This is a genomic window from Massilia sp. TS11 (assembly GCF_022012445.1).
Lineage (GTDB): Bacteria > Pseudomonadota > Gammaproteobacteria > Burkholderiales > Burkholderiaceae_D > Telluria.
Window position 1 is genome coordinate 412,260 of sequence record NZ_JAKLTS010000002.1, and the last position, 17,005, is coordinate 429,264.

The following is a 17,005-nucleotide window of genomic DNA, read 5'->3' on the forward strand; positions in this document are numbered from 1 at the left end:
ACAAGGGCGCTCCAGCGCCCGACCCACCGGAGACACGCAATGCAGAATCAGTTCATCAAACCGCGCCTCACATTCTGGCAAATCTGGAATATGAGTGTCGGCTTCTTCGGCATCCAGTTCGGCTTCGCGCTGCAGAACTCGAATACCAGCCGCATCTTCAGCACCCTGGGCGCCAATCCCGACGATCTGGCCTTCTTCTGGCTGGCCGCGCCGGTGACCGGCCTGCTGGTGCAGCCGATCATCGGCTACCTGTCCGACAACACCTGGCACCCGCGCTGGGGCCGCCGCCGCCCCTTCTTCTTCATCGGCGCGCTGCTGGCCTCGCTGGCCCTGGTGCTGATGCCGAATTCGGCCTCGCTGTGGATGGCCGTGGCTGTGCTGTGGATGATGGACGCCTCGATCAATGTCTCGATGGAGCCGTTCCGCGCCTTCGTCGGCGACAAGCTCAATAGCAGCCAGCAGACGGCCGGCTTCGCCATGCAGACCTTCATGATCGGCTGCGGCGCCGTGATCGCCTCGCTGCTGCCCTCGCTGTTCGATGCGCTCGGCTATTCGAATGTGCCGGTCAACGGCGGCATCCCCGAGACTGTGCGCTACGCCTTCTATGCGGGCGCGCTGGCCTATTTCAGCGCCGTCATGTGGACCGTGTGGAGCAGCGACGAAACCCCGCCCGCCGATCCGGCCGCCCTGGCGGCCCAGCGCGGCGGCCTGGGCCACGCGATCGGCGAGATCCTGCAGGGCTTCACGCGCATGCCCAAGACCATGGTGCAGCTGGCCGTGGTGCAGTTCTTCAGCTGGATCGCCCTGTTCGCCATGTGGATCTACACGACCTCGGGCATCGCCGACAATGTCTGGCATACGACCGATGCGCAGTCGGCCGCTTTCCAGGATGCCGGCAACTGGGTCGGCACCATGTTCGCCGTCTACAACGGCGTGTCGGCCCTGGCCGCCTTCCTGCTGCCGCTGGCGGCCCAGCGCATCAGCCGGCGTGGCGTGCACATGGCCTGCCTCGTGATCGGCGGCCTCAGCCTGGTCAGCATCTTCTTCATCGCCAGCAAGCAGATGCTGCTGCTGCCGATGGTCGGCGTCGGCCTGGCCTGGGCCAGCATCCTGACCATGCCGTATGCCATCCTGGTGGGCGCGCTGCCGGCCAATAAGATGGGCTACTACATGGGCGTGTTTAACTTCTTCATCGTGATTCCCCAGATCGTCAGCGGCCTGCTGCTCGGCTGGTTCACCAAGCACCTGTTCGGCGGCCATACTGTGCTGACCTTGGTGCTGGGCGGCTGTTCGATGATCCTCGCTGGCGTGCTCTGCCTGCTGGTGCAGGACCGCGTGGCCGACACGGCCGAGGCGCCGGCTGGCGCGGTGGCGGGCTGAGATGGGCAAGCGGCCTGCCGCAGCGCTGGCAGTCACAGGCGTGCAGGCCTATCCACTGGGGGCGCTGCCCGCTGCCGGCGGCGTCAACTTCGCGCTGGTGGCGCCACATGCCGAACGGGTGGACCTCTGCCTGTTCGACGGCGATCAGGAAACGCGCCTGACGCTGCCTTGCTGCAGCAACGGCGTCTGGCATGGCCATGTGGCCGGCATCGGTCCGGGCCAGCTGTATGGCTACCGCGTGCATGGCCCGTTCGCGCCGCAGCGCGGCCTGCGCTTCAATCCCAATAAACTGCTGCTCGACCCGTATGCGCGCGAGGTGGTAGGCCGTTATCTGGGGCAGGAGAGTTTTCGTGCCCACCTGGCCAGCGACCCCGATCAGCCCGACCCGGTCGACAATGGCCGCGAGGCCCTCAAGGGCAGGGTGGTGGCCGAGGACTTCGACTGGGGCGATGACCGCCCGCCGCGCATCCCGATCGAACGCAGCGTGCTGTACGAAGTGCACCTGAAGGGCCTGAGCGCGCGCCACCCGCAGCTCGCGCCGGCCGTGCGCGGCAGCTATGCGGCCCTGGCCGAAGCGCCCGTGCTCGACCACCTGCAGGCGCTTGGCGTCACGGCCGTGTCGCTGCTGCCGCTGCATGCGCGCGCGGACGAGCCGCGCCTGCTCGAATTGGGGCTGTCCAACTACTGGGGCTACAACACGGTCGGTTTCTTCGCGCCCGAGCCGCGCTACTGGTCGGGCCGGCCCGGCACCAGCGCCGCCAGCGAGCTGAAGTCGGCGATCCGCGCCCTGCATGCGCGCGGCATCGAGGTGCTGCTCGACGTCGTCTACAACCACACGGCCGAGGGCGACGAGCGCGGCCCGACCTTCAGCCTGCGCGGCATCGACAATGCGCTCTACTATCACCTCAAGCCCTGCGCGCCGGCCTATTACGAAAACTGGACCGGCTGCGGCAATACCCTGAATCTCGAGCAGCCGCGCGTGCTGCAGCTGGTGCTGGATTCGCTGCGCTACTGGGTCGAGCACTACCATGTGGATGGTTTCCGTTTCGATCTGGCGCCGGCCCTGGCACGCACCAGTGCCGGCTTCCAGCGCCACGGCGCCTTCCTGTCGGCCGTGGCCCAGGACCCGGTGTTGGCGCGCGTCAAGCTGATCGCCGAGCCCTGGGACATCGGCCCGGGCGGCTACCAGGTCGGCAATTTCCAGCCCGGCTGGTGCGAATGGAACGACCAGTACCGCGACACCATGCGCGCCTTCTGGCTCGGGCATCCGAGTTCGCTTGGCGAATTCGCGCGCCGCTTCTCGGCCTCCAGCGATCTGTTCCGGCGCGACGGGCGCGCGCCCTCGGCCAGCGTGAACTTCATCAGCGCCCACGACGGTTTCACGCTGCGCGATCTGGTCAGCTACAACGAGAAGCACAATCTGCCCAATGGCGAGGACAACCGCGACGGCCACAACCACAACCGCTCGAACAACTGCGGCGTGGAAGGCCCGAGCACCGACCTGCATGTGCTGCGCCTGCGCGCTCGCCTGCAGCGCGCCCTGCTGGCCACGCTGATCTTCTCGCAGGGGACGCCGATGCTGCTGGGCGGGGACGAACTCGGCCACACGCAGAACGGCAATAACAACGCCTACTGCCAGGACAATGTGACGACCTGGCTTGATTGGGAGCAAGCGGATCGGGGTCTGCTCGCCTTTGTGGCATCCTTGATCACACTGCGCCAGCGCTACCCGGCCCTGCGCCACACACTGTGGTTCACCGGCGCGGCCGGCTGCGCGCGCGATGCCGACATCGTCTGGCTCGGCGAACAGGCCCAGCCACTGACCGAACACGACTGGCAGCATGGCCGGCGCCGCATCGCCATCCGGCTGGGCGGGGCCGAGCCCTGCCTGCTGCTGATTAACGCGGAGGCGGCCGATACCCGCTTTAGCCTGCCGCCGGGGCAGTGGACGGCCCTGCTCGACACGAGCGACCCGCATGCCGGTGCGCGCGGGCTGGGGGCCGAGGCCGATGTGCCCGCCCATGCGCTGGTGCTGGCCGTCCAGCACGAAAGGAAGGATTCATGAGCATCGTCACCGTCGCCACCCAGCCCTATGCGGGACAGAAGCCCGGCACCTCGGGCCTGCGCAAAAAGGTCGGCATTTTTCAGCAGCCGAATTATCTCGAGAACTTCGTCCAGGCGATCTTCCATGCGATCGGCCCGGCCGCTGGCGCCACCCTGGTGCTCGGCGGCGATGGCCGCTACCACAACCGCCATGCCGTGCAGACGATTTTGCGGATGGCGGCCGCGCATGGCTTCGGGCATGTGCTGCTGGGGCGCGGTGGCCTGCTGTCGACCCCGGCCGCGAGCTGCCTGATCCGCAAATACGGCGCCTTCGGTGGCATCATCCTGTCGGCCAGCCACAACCCGGGCGGCCCGGATGGCGACTTCGGTATCAAGTACAACACCGGCAACGGTGGCCCGGCGCCCGAGGCCCTGACCGATACCATCTACCGCTACACCCAGGGCATCGACCACTACCGCATCAGCGACCATGCGCCGATCGATATCGACGCCATCGGCGACACCGAAATCGACGGCATGCGCGTGCAGGTGATCGACCCGGTCGAGGACTATGCAGCGCTGATGAGCGAGCTGTTCGACTTCGACGCCATCCGCGCCCTGTTCCGCAGTGGCTTTCGCATGTGCTTCGACGCCATGCATGCCGTGTCCGGCCCCTACGCCCAGGCGATTTTCGAAGGCCATCTGGGCGCACCGGCCGGCAGTGTGATCCATGCCGTGCCGCTCGAAGACTTTGGCGGCGGCCACCCCGATCCCAACCCCGTCAACGCGGCCGAGCTGATCGCGCGCATGGACGCGGCCGATGCACCCGACTTCGGCGCCGCCTCGGACGGTGACGCCGACCGCAATCTGATCCTCGGCCAGGGCTTCGATGTCAGCCCGTCCGACAGTCTGGCCGTGCTGGCCGCCCAGGCCCATCTGGTACCCGGCTACCGTGCCGGCCTGCGCGGCGTGGCCCGTTCGATGCCGACCTCGTGCGCGGTGGACCGCGTCGCCAAGGCCCTTGGCCTGCCGTGCTACGAAACGCCGACCGGCTGGAAGTTCTTCGGCAATCTGCTCGACGCCGGCATGGTCAGCCTGTGCGGCGAGGAGAGCTATGGCACCAGTTCCAGCCATATGCGCGAAAAGGACGGCGTCTGGGCCGTGCTGTTCTGGCTGAACCTGCTGGCCGTGAGCGGCAAGTCGGTCAAGCAGCTCGTGCATGAACACTGGGCGCGCTTTGGCCGCAACTACTATTCGCGCCACGATTACGAGGGCATCGACAGCGCCGCCGCCCAGTCCCTGATGGCGGCCCTGCGCGAACGCTGCGCCAGCCTCGCCGGGCAGAAGCTGGGCGACTACACGGTCGCCTTCGCCGACGATTTCCGCTACGAGGACCCGGTCGACCAGTCGGTGTCCGAACAGCAGGGCGTGCGCATCGTGATGGCCGATGGGGCGCGCATCGTGCTGCGCCTGTCGGGCACGGGCACCGAGGGCGCCACCCTGCGGCTCTACCTCGAACGTTTCGAGGCCGATCCGGCCCAGCACTTCCTGCCGACCCAGCAGGCGCTGGCCGGCCTGATCGCCATTGCCGAGGGCCTGGCCGGCATCCGCATCCACACCGGCCGCCTGCATCCGACTGTCATCACCTGAGGAGACGCATCATGGACGCCACCCTGACCGACGCGGCACTGGCGCGCCAGCTGCCCAAGCGCACGGTGGCCCTGGTGCTGGCGGGCGGACGCGGTTCGCGCCTGGGCCCGCTGACCGCCAGCCGTGCCAAACCGGCCGTCTACTTTGGCGGCAAATTCCGCATCATCGATTTCGTGCTGTCCAACTGCCTCAATTCCGGCATCCGCCGCATTGGCGTGGTCACCCAGTACAAATCGCATTCGCTGCTGCGCCACCTGCAGCGCGGCTGGAGCTTCCTGCGCGGGGAGCTGAACGAATTCATGGACCTGCTGCCGGCCCAGCAGCGCGTGGACGAGGAGCACTGGTACCGCGGCACGGCCGATGCGGTTTACCAGAACCTCGACATTCTGCGCTCCTACAAGCCCGATTATGTGCTCGTGCTGGCCGGCGACCATATCTACAAGATGGACTATTCGCTGATGCTGCTCGACCATTACCGGCGCGGGGCGCGCTGCACGGTCGGCGCCATCGACGTGCCGCTCGAGCAGGCTGCGGCGTTCGGTGTGATGGGCGTCGATGCGCAGATGCGCATCACCAGCTTTGTTGAAAAGCCGGCCGCGCCGGTGCCCAATCCCGAGCGGCCGGACAGCTGTCTGGCGTCGATGGGCATCTATGTCTTCAATGCCGATTACCTGTACCAACTGCTCGAGGACGATATCGCCAATCCCCAGTCGTCCCACGATTTTGGCAAGGACATCATCCCGCGCGTGGTCGGGGAGGGCGCGGCCGCGGCCCATGCGTTCGGCCTGTCCTGCGTGCCGCCGGCGCCGGGAGCGAGCGGCTATTGGCGCGATGTCGGCACGGTGGACGCGTTCTGGGCCGCCAATATGGACCTGGCCACGATCTCGCCCGAACTCAATCTGTACGACCGCGACTGGCCGATCTGGACCTACCAGTCGCAGCTGCCGCCGGCCAAATTCATTTTCGACGAACACGGCCAGCACGGGGTGACGGTCAACACCCTGGTCTCGGGCGGCTGCATCGTGCAGGGCTCGACGGTGGCCAACTCGGTCCTGTTTTATAACGTGCGCGTGGCCTCGTTCTGCCAGCTCGATCAGGTGGTGCTGCTGCCTTCCTGCGAAGTCAAGCCGCACTGCCGCCTGCGCAAGGTGGTGGTCGACCGCAGCGTCACCATCCCCGAAGGCATGGTCATCGGCGAGGATCCCGAGCTCGATGCGCGCCGCTTCTACCGCACGGCCGATGGCGTGGTGCTGGTCACGGCAGCCATGATGGCGCGCCTATGAGCGATCCGCGCCTGCCCGTCCTGCACGTCTGCACCGAGGTCTATCCGCTGCTGAAGACGGGCGGCCTGGCCGATGTGACGGGCGCTTTGCCGCGCGCCCAGCTTGGCCAGTGCGACGCGCGCCTGCTGCTGCCCGGCCTGCCCGCGATTCTCGCCGGCGTGCACGCGCTGATGCCGGTGGCCGTGCTGCCGCCGCGCTTTGGCGTGCGCGATGCGCGCCTGCTGCGCGGGCAGCTGGCCGATGGCCTGACGGCCTATGTGATCGCCGCGCCCGCCCTGTACGAACGGCCCGGCAATCCGTATGCGGACGCGAACGGCCTGCCCTATGCCGACAACGCGCTGCGCTTTGCCCTGCTGGGCTGGGTGGCGGCGCGCCTGTGCCAGGGCCTGGACCCGCACTGGCAGCCCTGCGTCCTGCACTGCCACGACTGGCACGCCGGCCTGGCGCCGGCTTATGTGGCGGCCGCGCGCCGCGCCACCGGGCGCGCACTGGCCGGCACCGTCTTCACCGTGCACAACCTCGCGTATCAGGGCAGCTTTGCCGAGGAGGTGTTCGGCCAGCTTGGCCTGCCCGGCGATTTCTACGGCATCGAGGGCCTGGAGTTCTACGGCCAGGTGTCCTTCCTGAAGGCCGGCCTGTATTACGCCGACAAGCTCACTACCGTCAGCCCCAGCTATGGGCGCGAGATCGCCACGCCCGAGCAGGGCTGCGGCCTCGATGGCCTGCTGCGCGCGCGTGCGCGCGACCTGCACGGCATCCTCAATGGCATCGACGGCGTGGTCTGGGACCCGGCCAGCGATGCGCGCATCGCCGCCAATTACAATCCGCTCGACCGGCGCGGCAAGGGCGCCTGCAAACGCGCGCTGCAGCAGGAGTGCGGCCTGCAGGTGCGGGACGGCGCGCCGCTGTTCGTGATGGTCAGCCGACTGACCGAGCAGAAGGGCGTGCAACTGCTGCTGGGCGCCTTGCCCGAGATCGTCGCCAGCGGCAGCCAGCTGCTGGTGCTGGGCAGCGGCGAGGCCCGCTACGAGCACGCGCTGCGCGCCGCCGCCAACACCCATGCGGGCCAGGTCGCTGTGCGCATCGGCTATGACGAGGACCTGGCCCACCGCATGTTCGCCGGCGGCGACGTCTGCCTGGTCCCGTCGCGCTACGAGCCCTGCGGCCTGACCCAGTTGTACGGCCTGCGCTACGGCGCGCTGCCGCTGGTGCGGCGCGTCGGTGGCCTGGCCGATACCGTGGTCGACGCCACGCTCGAAGACCTGGATACGCGCAGCACCGGTTTTTGTTTCGACGCCTTCACGCAGGCCGCCCTGGGCGCGGCGCTGCGGCGCGTGCAGGCCCTGTGGCGGCGTTCCGCCGACTGGGCGCACGTGCAGGAGCGCGCCATGCGCCAGCCGGTTGGCTGGGATGACGCCGCTGCCCACTACCTCCGCCTTTATCAGGACATCACTCCCTAAACAATGAAGACCACCGCACTTGCCCTTGCCCTCAGCCTCGCCTTCGTCAGCGCCGTCGCCGCGCCGGCCCAGCCCTTCCGCTGGGAGAACGCCACCGTCTACTTCATGCTGACCGACCGCTTCGCCAACGGCGACCCGGCCAACGACCTGGCTTACGGACGCCAGCGCAATGCGGCGCCGGCGCGTGGTTATGAGGGCGGTGACTTCAAGGGCATCACGGCCAAGATCAAGGCGGGCTACTTCACCGAACTCGGTGTCGACGCCTTGTGGATCACGCCGCCGTCGGAGCAGATCCATGGCGCCACCGACGAGGGAACCGGCCGCTCCTACGGCTTTCATGGCTATTGGCCGCGCGACTTCACCGCCATCGACGCCAATCTGGGCAGCGCGGCCGATCTGCACGAACTGGTCGACACCGCCCACGCCCACGGCCTGCGCGTGCTGCTCGACGTGGTGATGAACCACACCGGCCCCGTCACCGAGCAGGACCCGGTGTGGCCGGCCGGCTGGGTGCGCACCAGTCCCGTTTGCGATTTCAAGGACGTGCCGGGCACGGTGCGCTGCACGCTGGTGAAGAACCTGCCCGACATCCGGACCGAGTCCGATGGTCCGGTGGAGGTGCCGCCCTTCCTGGCCGCCAAATGGCGTGCCGAGGGCCGCTACGAACGTGAAATGCAGTCGCTCGACGCCTTCTTCGCCCGCACCGGCCTGGCGCGCGCGCCGCGCAATTACCTGATCAAATGGCATGCCGACTGGGTGCGCACTTTTGGCTTCGACGGCTTCCGCGCCGACACCGTCAAGCACGTGGAGCCCGAAGTCTGGCTGGCCCTCAAGCAGGAGGCCAGCCGCGCCTATGAGGACTGGAAGCGCGCCAATCCCGGCAAGGCGCCCGGCGATCTGCCCTTTTACATGACGGCCGAAGTCTATAACTACGGCATCCGCGATGGTCTGGCCTTCGCCATCGGCGCGCAGAAGATCAACTACCGCGCCGTTGGTTTCGACAGCATGATCAACTTCACGCTCAAGACCGACGCCCAGGCCGACTACGAGACCCTGTTCTCGAGCTATGCGCGTGAACTGCACACGCCCGGGCGTGGCCTGTGGGTGCTCAATTATCTGAGTTCACACGACGATGGCGCGCCGTTTGACGCCCTGCGCCGCAAGCCCTATGAATCGGCCAACAAGCTGCTGCTCGCGCCGGGCGCGGCCCAGATCTACTACGGCGACGAAACGGCGCGCGTGCTGCAGGTGGCCGGCGCCCAGGGTGACGCCCATCTGCGCTCCTTCATGAACTGGGATGCGCTGGCGCGCGACCCGGAAGTGCAGGCCGTGCGCGCGCACTGGTCCAAGCTGGGCCGCTTCCGCCAGGCCCACCCGGCCATTGGCGCCGGCAGCCACCAGCGCCTGGCGCAGGCGCCCTATACCTTCGCCCGCAAGCTCGGCGCGGATCAGGTGGTGGTCGCGCTCGACACCGTGCCGGGCCAAGCCGTGCAGCTGCCGGTGGCAGGCGTATTCGCCGAGGGCCAGCTGCTGCGTGACCACTACAGCGGCGAGCAGCTGCGCGTGCAGGACGGGCAGGTGCGCCTGAGCCGGCCGGGCCGCGCCGTGCTGCTGGCGGCGGATTGAACTTGCGGCAATTTTGCAACAGTCGGCACGGGCGCGCCTAGTCCTTTTGGCCTAGATGGCGGCAAAAGTGGTCTGATGCCATCAGATTCTTCTTGGCAAAGTGGTCTAACCACTTTAGCATTTGGTTTTACCAAATGAAAATAAGCGATCGAACCAATCCGGTCGCCAGAAAACCAAGAGGAGATAGCATGACTTCGACGCGCAAGCCGCAATTGCAGCGTGCCGCCATGGCCTCGGCCGTGGCAGTGGCCCTGCTCCAGATGGCCGCCCAGGCCGCCGCTCAAAGCACCGCTGGTGAAACCGCCACCCCGTCCGTGGTGGTGACCGGCTCGCTGATCCGCCGTGCCGCCGACGAAGGCGCGACGCCGCTGATGACCATCAAGGCGACCGAGCTGGAGCAGCGCGGTAACACCGAACTCAAGGATCTGGTGCTGGAAATGCCGCAGTCGCTCTCGCTCGGCACCAACTCCGGCGCGGCCGGCCCGATCACCAACCTGCGCGGCCTCGGCCCGATGCGCACCCTGACCCTGCTGAACGGCCGCCGCCTGGCGAATGAGCCGCTGCAGGACCAGTACGTGTCGGTCAATGTCATCCCGCGCATGGCGCTCGACCGCGTCGAAACCCTGAACGGCGGCGCCTCCTCGATCTACGGCGCCGACGCCATCGGCGGCGTGCAGAACTTCTGGACCAAGCGCGGCTACGTGGGCGCGGCCGCCAAGGTCGAATACGCGACGCCGGAGCTGCATGGCGGCGGCGACACCGAAAGCGTGGGCGCCATCTTCGGCATGGGCAGCCTGCAGAAGGACGGCTGGAACGCCTACATCGCGGTTGACCAGCAGACCAAGTCGGCGCTGTTCCAGAAGGACCGCCCGCAGCAGTTCGACCCGGCCATCCAGCAGGGCCTGGGCCTGGGCCTGACGCCGGACGCGCGCAATGCCAACCCCTTGGCCAACTTCGGCTTCAGCCGTTCGTCGAACACCAACTACAACCCGGCCTTCGCCAGCGGCTGCCAGAGCCCGTATTCCTACGCCACGCTCGGCAATCTGAGCACGGCCGCCACCCCGACCTATGCGCCGGGCTGCGCCCGCAACCCGATGTTCTGGACCGCCGTCACCGACGGCAGCAAGATCACCACGGTCAGCGCACGCGCCAGCATGAATCTGGCGGGCGGCCACAAGATCGACCTCGACATCCTGCATAGCGACTTCATCGTGCAGAAGTACCGCGGCATGCAGGTGCCCGGTTCGGCCAACCCGTTCACCACCTACTCGCTGGCGCCGACCAGCCGCTTCTACCCGGGCGCGGGCCTGACCCCGGCCGTGCAGGTCGTGGGCAGCAACACCGGCAGCAATACGCCGACCATGTACATCGACGCCACCAAGACGCCGGGCACGGTCAGCAACCTGAACATGAACAACCGCACCATCTACTTCCAGTGGGGCCCCGGAGAACTCGGCCCGGCCTACCGGAACGATGAGCAGAACAATGACCGCCTGGTGCTGTCGATGGAAGGCGAGCTGGCCGGCTGGGACTACCGCGTGGGCTGGAACTACGGCCAGTCCGAGCGCGATACCCGCGCCGGCGCCGGCTACATCCTCTACACCAAGGCGCAGGAAGGCTTCGACAAGGGCATCCTCAATCCCTTCGGCGCCCAGGATGCGGCCGGTCTGGCCTACCTGAAGAGCATCGAAGCACGCGACTACACCTATCGCCTGAACAAAGCCTACAACCAGAGCATCGACGCCACCGTGTCGCGCCCGGTGTGGAAGCTCGCGGGCGGCGATATGATCCTGGCCGTATCCGGTGAGCTGCGGCGCGATTCGGCGCGCACCTTCAATGCGCCGCTCGACTACGTGCTGAAGAAGGCCGATGGCAGCTATAACATCGACGCCTCGGGCAATGTGGTGCAGACCGATCTGGTGGGCGAAACCCCGCAGGGCGTGGCCAAGAAGCTGCATCGCGATATCAGCTCGCTGGTGCTGGAAGTGGACGCGCCGATCACCGATAAATTCCTGCTCAATGGTGCCGTGCGCGCCGACCATTATCAGGATCTGAAGACCACCACCGTCAATCCGAAGCTGGCCGCGCGCTGGCAGCCGATGCAGAATCTGGTGCTGCGTTCCTCGCTGTCTTCGGGCTTCCGCGCCCCGTCGATCATGGACATCCAGAACCCGACGCCGGAGGTGCGTACCCAGGTGATGGACGATCCGGTCCTGTGCCCGAGCAGCCAGCCGACCGTGGCCGGCACCGGCAACCCGGTGGCAGGCTATACGCGCGACCAGGTGTGTAATGTGCTGACCACCTATTGGACCAAGTCGCCGAACAACGATTTCCTGAAGCCGGAAAAATCGCGCGGCTTCTCGTTCGGCTTCGCCTACGAGCCGGTGAAGAACCTGTCGATCACGGTCGATTATTGGGGCCTGCTGCTGAAGGACGTGCTGGGCGCCGTCGCCATCGCCGAGATTCAGCAGAATCCGGCCAAGTACGCCTCGACCTTCGTGCGCGGCTCGAATGGCCTGATCGATCACATCGTGGCCAGCCAGGCCAACCGCGGCCAGACCCGCATCCGCGGCGCCGACCTGTCGGCCGCCTACACCTTCCCGAAAACGAGCTTCGGCGGCTTTGATCTGAAGCTCGATGGCAGCTGGTACCACAAGTACGAGTTCCAGGCCGAGAAGGATGGCGTGTGGCTGTCGAACGTGGGCATCATCACCAACGACGGCCGCTTCGGCGGCGCCGGTCCGAACTCGGGCCTGGCCGGCATGCCGCAGCTGAACCCGCGCTGGAAGCACACGCTGGCCTTCAGCTACAACTACGGCGACTGGCGCGCGACCCTGTCGCAGCGCTTTAACACCGGCTTCACCGATCAGACGCCGCGTGCCGGTTCGACGATGACCAAGGTCGACTCGTTCAGCCAGTACAACCTGAATACGCGCTACACCGGCATCAAGAACACGACCATCCAGCTGGGGGTGAACAACATCTTCCGCAAGTGGCCGCCGCTGACCGCCGACACCATCTACAGCACCGGCTATATCACCAGCCTGGCCGACATGATGGGCCGCGTCTACCGGATGTCGGTGGAATACAAGTTCTGATCGATTCCTAGGTATGGGCGGGCAGCGCGAGCGGTCCGCCCTTTTTTTTCTTCTGCGATGCTGATCCGCTTCGTCTGCGCTGCTCTGGGCGGCCTGCTGGCCACGGCCCATGCGGCCGAACCGATCGACCGTCAGGCCCTGGTGGCGCGCCATGCGCCGCAGCTGCATGCGGTTGACACCATGGCGCCGCTCAGTCTGGGCAATGGGCGCTTTGCCTTTACGGCCGATGTCACGGGCCTGCAAAGCCTGGCCGACCAGTACTGGCAAACCGGCACGCCGACCGAAACCCAGGCGCGCTGGTCCTGGCATCAGAACGCCAACCCGGCCGGCTACACGCTGGCCGATGCCAACCGCGCCTTTACCGCGCATGGCCGCACGCTCGGCTACCCGACCAATCAGAATACGCCGGCCGGCCAGTGGCTGCGTGAGAATCCGCATGCGCAGCCGCTGCCGCGCGTGGCGCTCGTCCATGCCGACGGCAGTGCGCTGGTCGGCGCGGAGCTGAGCGCCATCGACCAGCGCCTGGATCTGTGGCGCGGCTGGCTGCAAAGTCGCTTTCAGTTGGCCGGGCAGGGCGTACAGGTGGACAGCGCAGTCAGCCCGCACAGCGACACGCTGGCGCTGCGTCTGTCCTCGCCGCTCCTGGCGCAGGGCGCGCTGGCCGTGCGCATCGCCCTGCCGTTCGGCTATGACTTCAAGGTGCGGCATAATCCGCCGCTCGATTTCGGCCATGCGGACGAACACAGTACGCGCCTGCTGTCTGCCAGCGCCCAGCGCATCGTGCTGGAGCACCAGCGCGACGGCGCGCGCTACCGCATGACGATTGCCAGCGCCGGTCCGCTGCGCCTGCAGCGCCAGAGCGCCCATGTCTTTGACCTGCAGTCCGCCGCCGGCGAGACGCTGGAACTGAGCCTGACGTTTGCGCAGGAAGATGAAGCAGCGGCGCCGCCGGTGGCGCAGGTGTTTGCCGATAGCGCCCGCCATTGGGAGGCCTTCTGGCGCAGCGGCGCGGCCGTGGACTTCAGCGGCAGCAGCGATCCGCGCGCCCTCGAGCTGGAACGGCGTGTGGTGCTGTCGCAGTATCTGACGGCGATTCAGCTTGGCGATACGCTACCGGCCCAGGAAAGCGGCCTGACGACAGCCACCTGGTACGGCAAACACCATACCGAGATGGTGTGGTGGCACACGGCCCATTTCGCCTTGTGGGGGCGGCCGCAGTTCACGGCGCGCACGCTGTCCTGGTTCCAGCGCACTTTGCCTGCCGCGCGTGCGGTGGCAGCGGAACGCGGTCTGCGCGGCGCGCGCTGGATGAAGATGACAGGGCCGGAAGGGCGCGAAAGCCCGGGCGGCAATCCGCTGATCGCCTGGAACCAGCCACACCCGATCCATCTGGCCGAGCTGCTGTATCGCGCCGATCCGACGCCTGCCACGCTGGCACGCTACCGCGAGCTGGTGTTCGAGACGGCCGATGCGATGGCCGCCATGCTGCACTGGGACGCGGCCGGACAGCGCTATGTTCTGGGCCCGCCGCTGTGGATCGCCCAGGAGATCTACGATCAGGCCAGCAGCATGAACCCCACCTACGAATTGAGCTACTGGGCACGTGGTCTGGAGATTGCGCAGCAGTGGCGCGAGCGCCTGGGTATGGCCCGCGACGCGGACTGGGAGCACAAGCGCACGCATTTGTCGGCCCTGCCGCAGAAGGATGGCAAATACGTGGCGCTCGAAAGCCATCCCGACACCTGGGACAACATCGACAGCCGCCACGATCACCCATCCTTCCTCATGGCCCTGGGCCAGTTGCCGGGCGACGGCGTGGACAAGGCCGTCATGCGGCGCACGCTCGACGCGGTGCTGGGCCATTGGGACTGGGCTACCAAGATCTGGGGCTGGGATTATCCGATGATCGCCATGACGGCCGCGCGCCTGGGCGCCACCGAGCAGGCGGTCGACGTGCTGCTGAAGTCCGATGGGCCGAATAATGGCTACACGGCCGCCGGTCACAATCCGAATAAAGGTCTGCCGGTCTACCTGCCGGGGAATGGCGCTTTGCTGGCGGCAGTGGCCATGATGGCTGGCGGCTGGGATGGCGCTCCGGCGGTCGATGCGCCCGGCTTTCCGAAAAATGGACGCTGGGTGGTGCGGGCCGAAGGCTTTCAGCGCCTGCCTTGAAAAGAGATGCAATGAAATCGATCCTCTGTTTGTTGGCCCTGCTGCTGCACCACGCGGCCTTCGCAACTTGCCCCGGGGGCGCCGACTGGTGCCAGGACTTCGAGTCCGTTTCTGCTGCGGTGGCGGAGCAGGGGCGACCCGCCAACCGGGTCTTGCGGCTGGATGGGAGTGGCCCGGCGTGGCTGGCGGCCCATGCGGGCGAGGACAAGCCGCATTTTGTCGAGGCGCGTCTGCGCGCGCACGATGGCGCCGGCCAGGCCTATGTCATGGCGCGCTACGTGGATGCGCGCAACTGGCTCGGCTTCGGTCTCGAGTTCCATCCGGCGCAGGGGCGCACGGTGGCCGCGCTGGTGCGCATGGAGGACGGAAAGCTCAAGCGCCTGAAGCAGGTCGGCATGGCGCCGCTGCTGCCGGGCGTGTTCTCCACGCTGCGCCTGGATGTCGAGGGCAGGACCCTGACGCTCTACCTGAACGGCGCGCGTCTGATCGGCGGCGACGAAGACCTGCCGGCGGCGGGGTCCGTTGGTCTTTTCGCCGAGGGTGGCGCCTTCGAGTTTGACGATCTGCGCACCGGTCCGCTCTCGGTGCCGCCGGCCAGTATCGGCCTGGCCCAGCACTCGCGCGAGCTGCATCTGCAGGCCGGCGACGGTGTGCAGGCCTACCCGGTGCGCACGTTGACGCGGCGCGAGGTCGCCATGCGCGCCTTTGTCGCCGGCAGCAGCCAGCCGGATACAGTCGGCGTCCGTGTGGATGGCGACCGCCTGCTGGTGACGCCGCTACGCGCCGGTGAAGCCGTGGTCAGCGTGATGGCGGCCGACGACAATAACCTGGCTGCCCAGGTGCTGGTCAAGGTGGACGCCCCGTTTGAAGCGGGCGGGCCGCTGGCGCTACAGGGCAGGGCGGCGCCGCTGGCGGAAGTGGTGCCAGTCGATACGCGCCTGCGGCTGGAATTCGACATGCCGCCGCAGCTTGGCAAGGGCAGCCTGCGCATCGTGCGCGCCGCCGACGGCCGCGTGGCCGATGTGCTGCATGCCGCTGGCGAGGTCAATGTGCTCGGCGCCAGCGCCGATGGCGTGCGCCGCGTGGTGCGCTACCAGGCGATTCGTGTGAACGGCAACAGCGCCATCATCCAGCTGCATGATGCCCGGCTCGAATACGATACCGAGTATCTGGTGCTGGTCGATGCGCAGCTGTTCCCGGGTGCGCGCCTGGGTGGGCAGGCATTTAGCGGCATTGGCGCCAACAGCGGTTGGCGCTTTCGTACCGGCGCACGGCCCGCAGCAGGCCCGCAGCTGCGCGTGGCCGCAACCGGCGCGGCTGACTTCCGAACGGTGCAAGGCGCTTTCGATTATGTGATGCGCTACGCCGAACGCACGCTGCCGGTGACGATCTCCGTGGCCGACGGCGAGTACGACGAACTGCTTTACCTGCGCGGCAAAGACAATGTGACGCTGCGTGGCGACAGCCGCGCTGGCACCCGCATCGCTGCGGAGAACAACGACGGCGCCAACCCCGGTGTCGGCTTTGGCCAGGCCGCGCTGGCGCCGGGTGCCAGCGGTGGGCGTTCGGTGCTGCTGATTGAAGACGCCGACATGGTGCGCCTCGACCGCCTGAGTCTCGTGAACACGAGCTGGATCAGCAAGACAGTGGGCAGCCAGGCCGAGGCTCTGAATTTTTCGGGCGAGGGCAGGCTGATGGCGACCGATGCCAATTTCGTCAGCGAGCAGGACACGATTTTCGTGCGCGGCTACAGCTGGTTCTATCGCAGCCTGATCGCGGGGAATGTCGATTTCATCTGGGGGAATAACCACGCCGCCCTGTTCGAGGAATCGGAGATCCGCTCGCTCGGCATCAGTGCGCCGGGGCGTGGCGGTGGCTACCTGGTGCAGGCGCGTACCCTGCATCGCGAGGACCCCGGCTTCGTCTTTCTGCGCAGCCGCCTCACGCACGGCCCCGGCCCCGCAGGTAATGACATCGCGCCCGGCACCACCTGGCTGGCCCGGCCCGGACCCTCGAGCAGCTGGGACAAGGTCAGCTTCATTGACTGCCGCATGGACGTCCACATCGCGCCGGCTGGCTGGTTCGGCCAGCCGCGCGAGGGCGAAGGCTGGACCGAATCCGGCAGCATGGATCTGGAGGGGCATCCGCTCGACCTGTCGCAGCGCCGCGCCGGGCGCGTGCTGACCACCACCGAAGCCGACGCGTTGCGCCCGCGTGCGCGCGTGTTCACCCGCTTTAACCAAGGCCAGGGCTGGCAGCCGCAAGCCACTGACCACTGAACCACGGAAGACCC

The 17,005-nt window shown here is 67.3% G+C and carries 9 protein-coding genes; all 9 read left to right on the forward strand.

Features of this window, described 5'->3' with window-relative positions; translation table 11 throughout:
• The first annotated feature begins 39 nt into the window (after positions 1-39).
• The 9 genes from LZ005_RS05210 (at position 40) to LZ005_RS05250 (ending at position 16,991) form a co-directional block, all read left to right on the forward strand.
• Positions 40-1,380 (forward strand): MFS transporter, encoded by a 1,341-nt coding sequence (locus LZ005_RS05210; RefSeq protein WP_237805375.1) that lies wholly within the window; start codon positions 40-42, stop codon positions 1,378-1,380.
• Between the two features lies 1 nt (position 1,381).
• Positions 1,382-3,445 (forward strand): glycogen debranching protein GlgX, encoded by a 2,064-nt coding sequence (gene glgX, locus LZ005_RS05215; protein ID WP_237805377.1) that lies wholly within the window; start codon positions 1,382-1,384, stop codon positions 3,443-3,445.
• Positions 3,442-5,073: an alpha-D-glucose phosphate-specific phosphoglucomutase gene (locus tag LZ005_RS05220; RefSeq protein ID WP_237805379.1), complete on the forward strand. Its 1,632-nt coding sequence runs from the start codon at positions 3,442-3,444 to the stop codon at positions 5,071-5,073. Before glgX ends, LZ005_RS05220 begins: the two co-directional genes overlap by 4 nt.
• 11 nt (positions 5,074-5,084) lie before the next feature.
• Positions 5,085-6,356 (forward strand): glucose-1-phosphate adenylyltransferase, encoded by a 1,272-nt coding sequence (glgC, locus tag LZ005_RS05225; RefSeq protein WP_237805381.1) that lies wholly within the window; start codon positions 5,085-5,087, stop codon positions 6,354-6,356.
• Positions 6,357-6,367: 11 nt separating this feature from the next.
• Complete coding sequence (gene glgA / locus LZ005_RS05230) at positions 6,368-7,816, forward strand: glycogen synthase GlgA (RefSeq protein WP_237805536.1); 1,449 nt, start codon at positions 6,368-6,370, stop codon at positions 7,814-7,816.
• Positions 7,817-7,819: 3 nt separating this feature from the next.
• Entirely contained in the window at positions 7,820-9,442 is a 1,623-nt protein-coding gene (locus LZ005_RS05235; RefSeq protein WP_237805383.1) for an alpha-amylase family glycosyl hydrolase, read from the forward strand.
• Positions 9,443-9,630: 188 nt separating this feature from the next.
• Complete coding sequence (locus LZ005_RS05240; protein ID WP_237805386.1) at positions 9,631-12,540, forward strand: TonB-dependent receptor domain-containing protein; 2,910 nt, start codon at positions 9,631-9,633, stop codon at positions 12,538-12,540.
• Between the two features lie 57 nt (positions 12,541-12,597).
• Positions 12,598-14,712 carry a hypothetical protein gene (locus LZ005_RS05245; RefSeq protein ID WP_237805388.1) on the forward strand — a complete coding sequence of 705 codons (2,115 nt, stop codon included), beginning with the start codon at positions 12,598-12,600 and terminating at the stop codon, positions 14,710-14,712.
• An 11-nt stretch (positions 14,713-14,723) separates the two neighbouring features.
• Positions 14,724-16,991: a pectinesterase family protein gene (locus LZ005_RS05250; RefSeq protein WP_237805389.1), complete on the forward strand. Its 2,268-nt coding sequence runs from the start codon at positions 14,724-14,726 to the stop codon at positions 16,989-16,991.
• Positions 16,992-17,005 lie beyond the last annotated feature (14 nt).

Coding starts and splice junctions, on each gene's coding strand:
- LZ005_RS05210 (WP_237805375.1), top strand. CDS start 40: ATGCAGAATCAGTTCATCAAACCGCGCCTCACATTCTGGCAAATCTGG.
- glgX (WP_237805377.1), top strand. CDS start 1,382: ATGGGCAAGCGGCCTGCCGCAGCGCTGGCAGTCACAGGCGTGCAGGCC.
- LZ005_RS05220 (WP_237805379.1), top strand. CDS start 3,442: ATGAGCATCGTCACCGTCGCCACCCAGCCCTATGCGGGACAGAAGCCC.
- glgC (WP_237805381.1), top strand. CDS start 5,085: ATGGACGCCACCCTGACCGACGCGGCACTGGCGCGCCAGCTGCCCAAG.
- LZ005_RS05235 (WP_237805383.1), top strand. CDS start 7,820: ATGAAGACCACCGCACTTGCCCTTGCCCTCAGCCTCGCCTTCGTCAGC.
- LZ005_RS05240 (WP_237805386.1), top strand. CDS start 9,631: ATGACTTCGACGCGCAAGCCGCAATTGCAGCGTGCCGCCATGGCCTCG.
- LZ005_RS05245 (WP_237805388.1), top strand. CDS start 12,598: ATGCTGATCCGCTTCGTCTGCGCTGCTCTGGGCGGCCTGCTGGCCACG.
- LZ005_RS05250 (WP_237805389.1), top strand. CDS start 14,724: ATGAAATCGATCCTCTGTTTGTTGGCCCTGCTGCTGCACCACGCGGCC.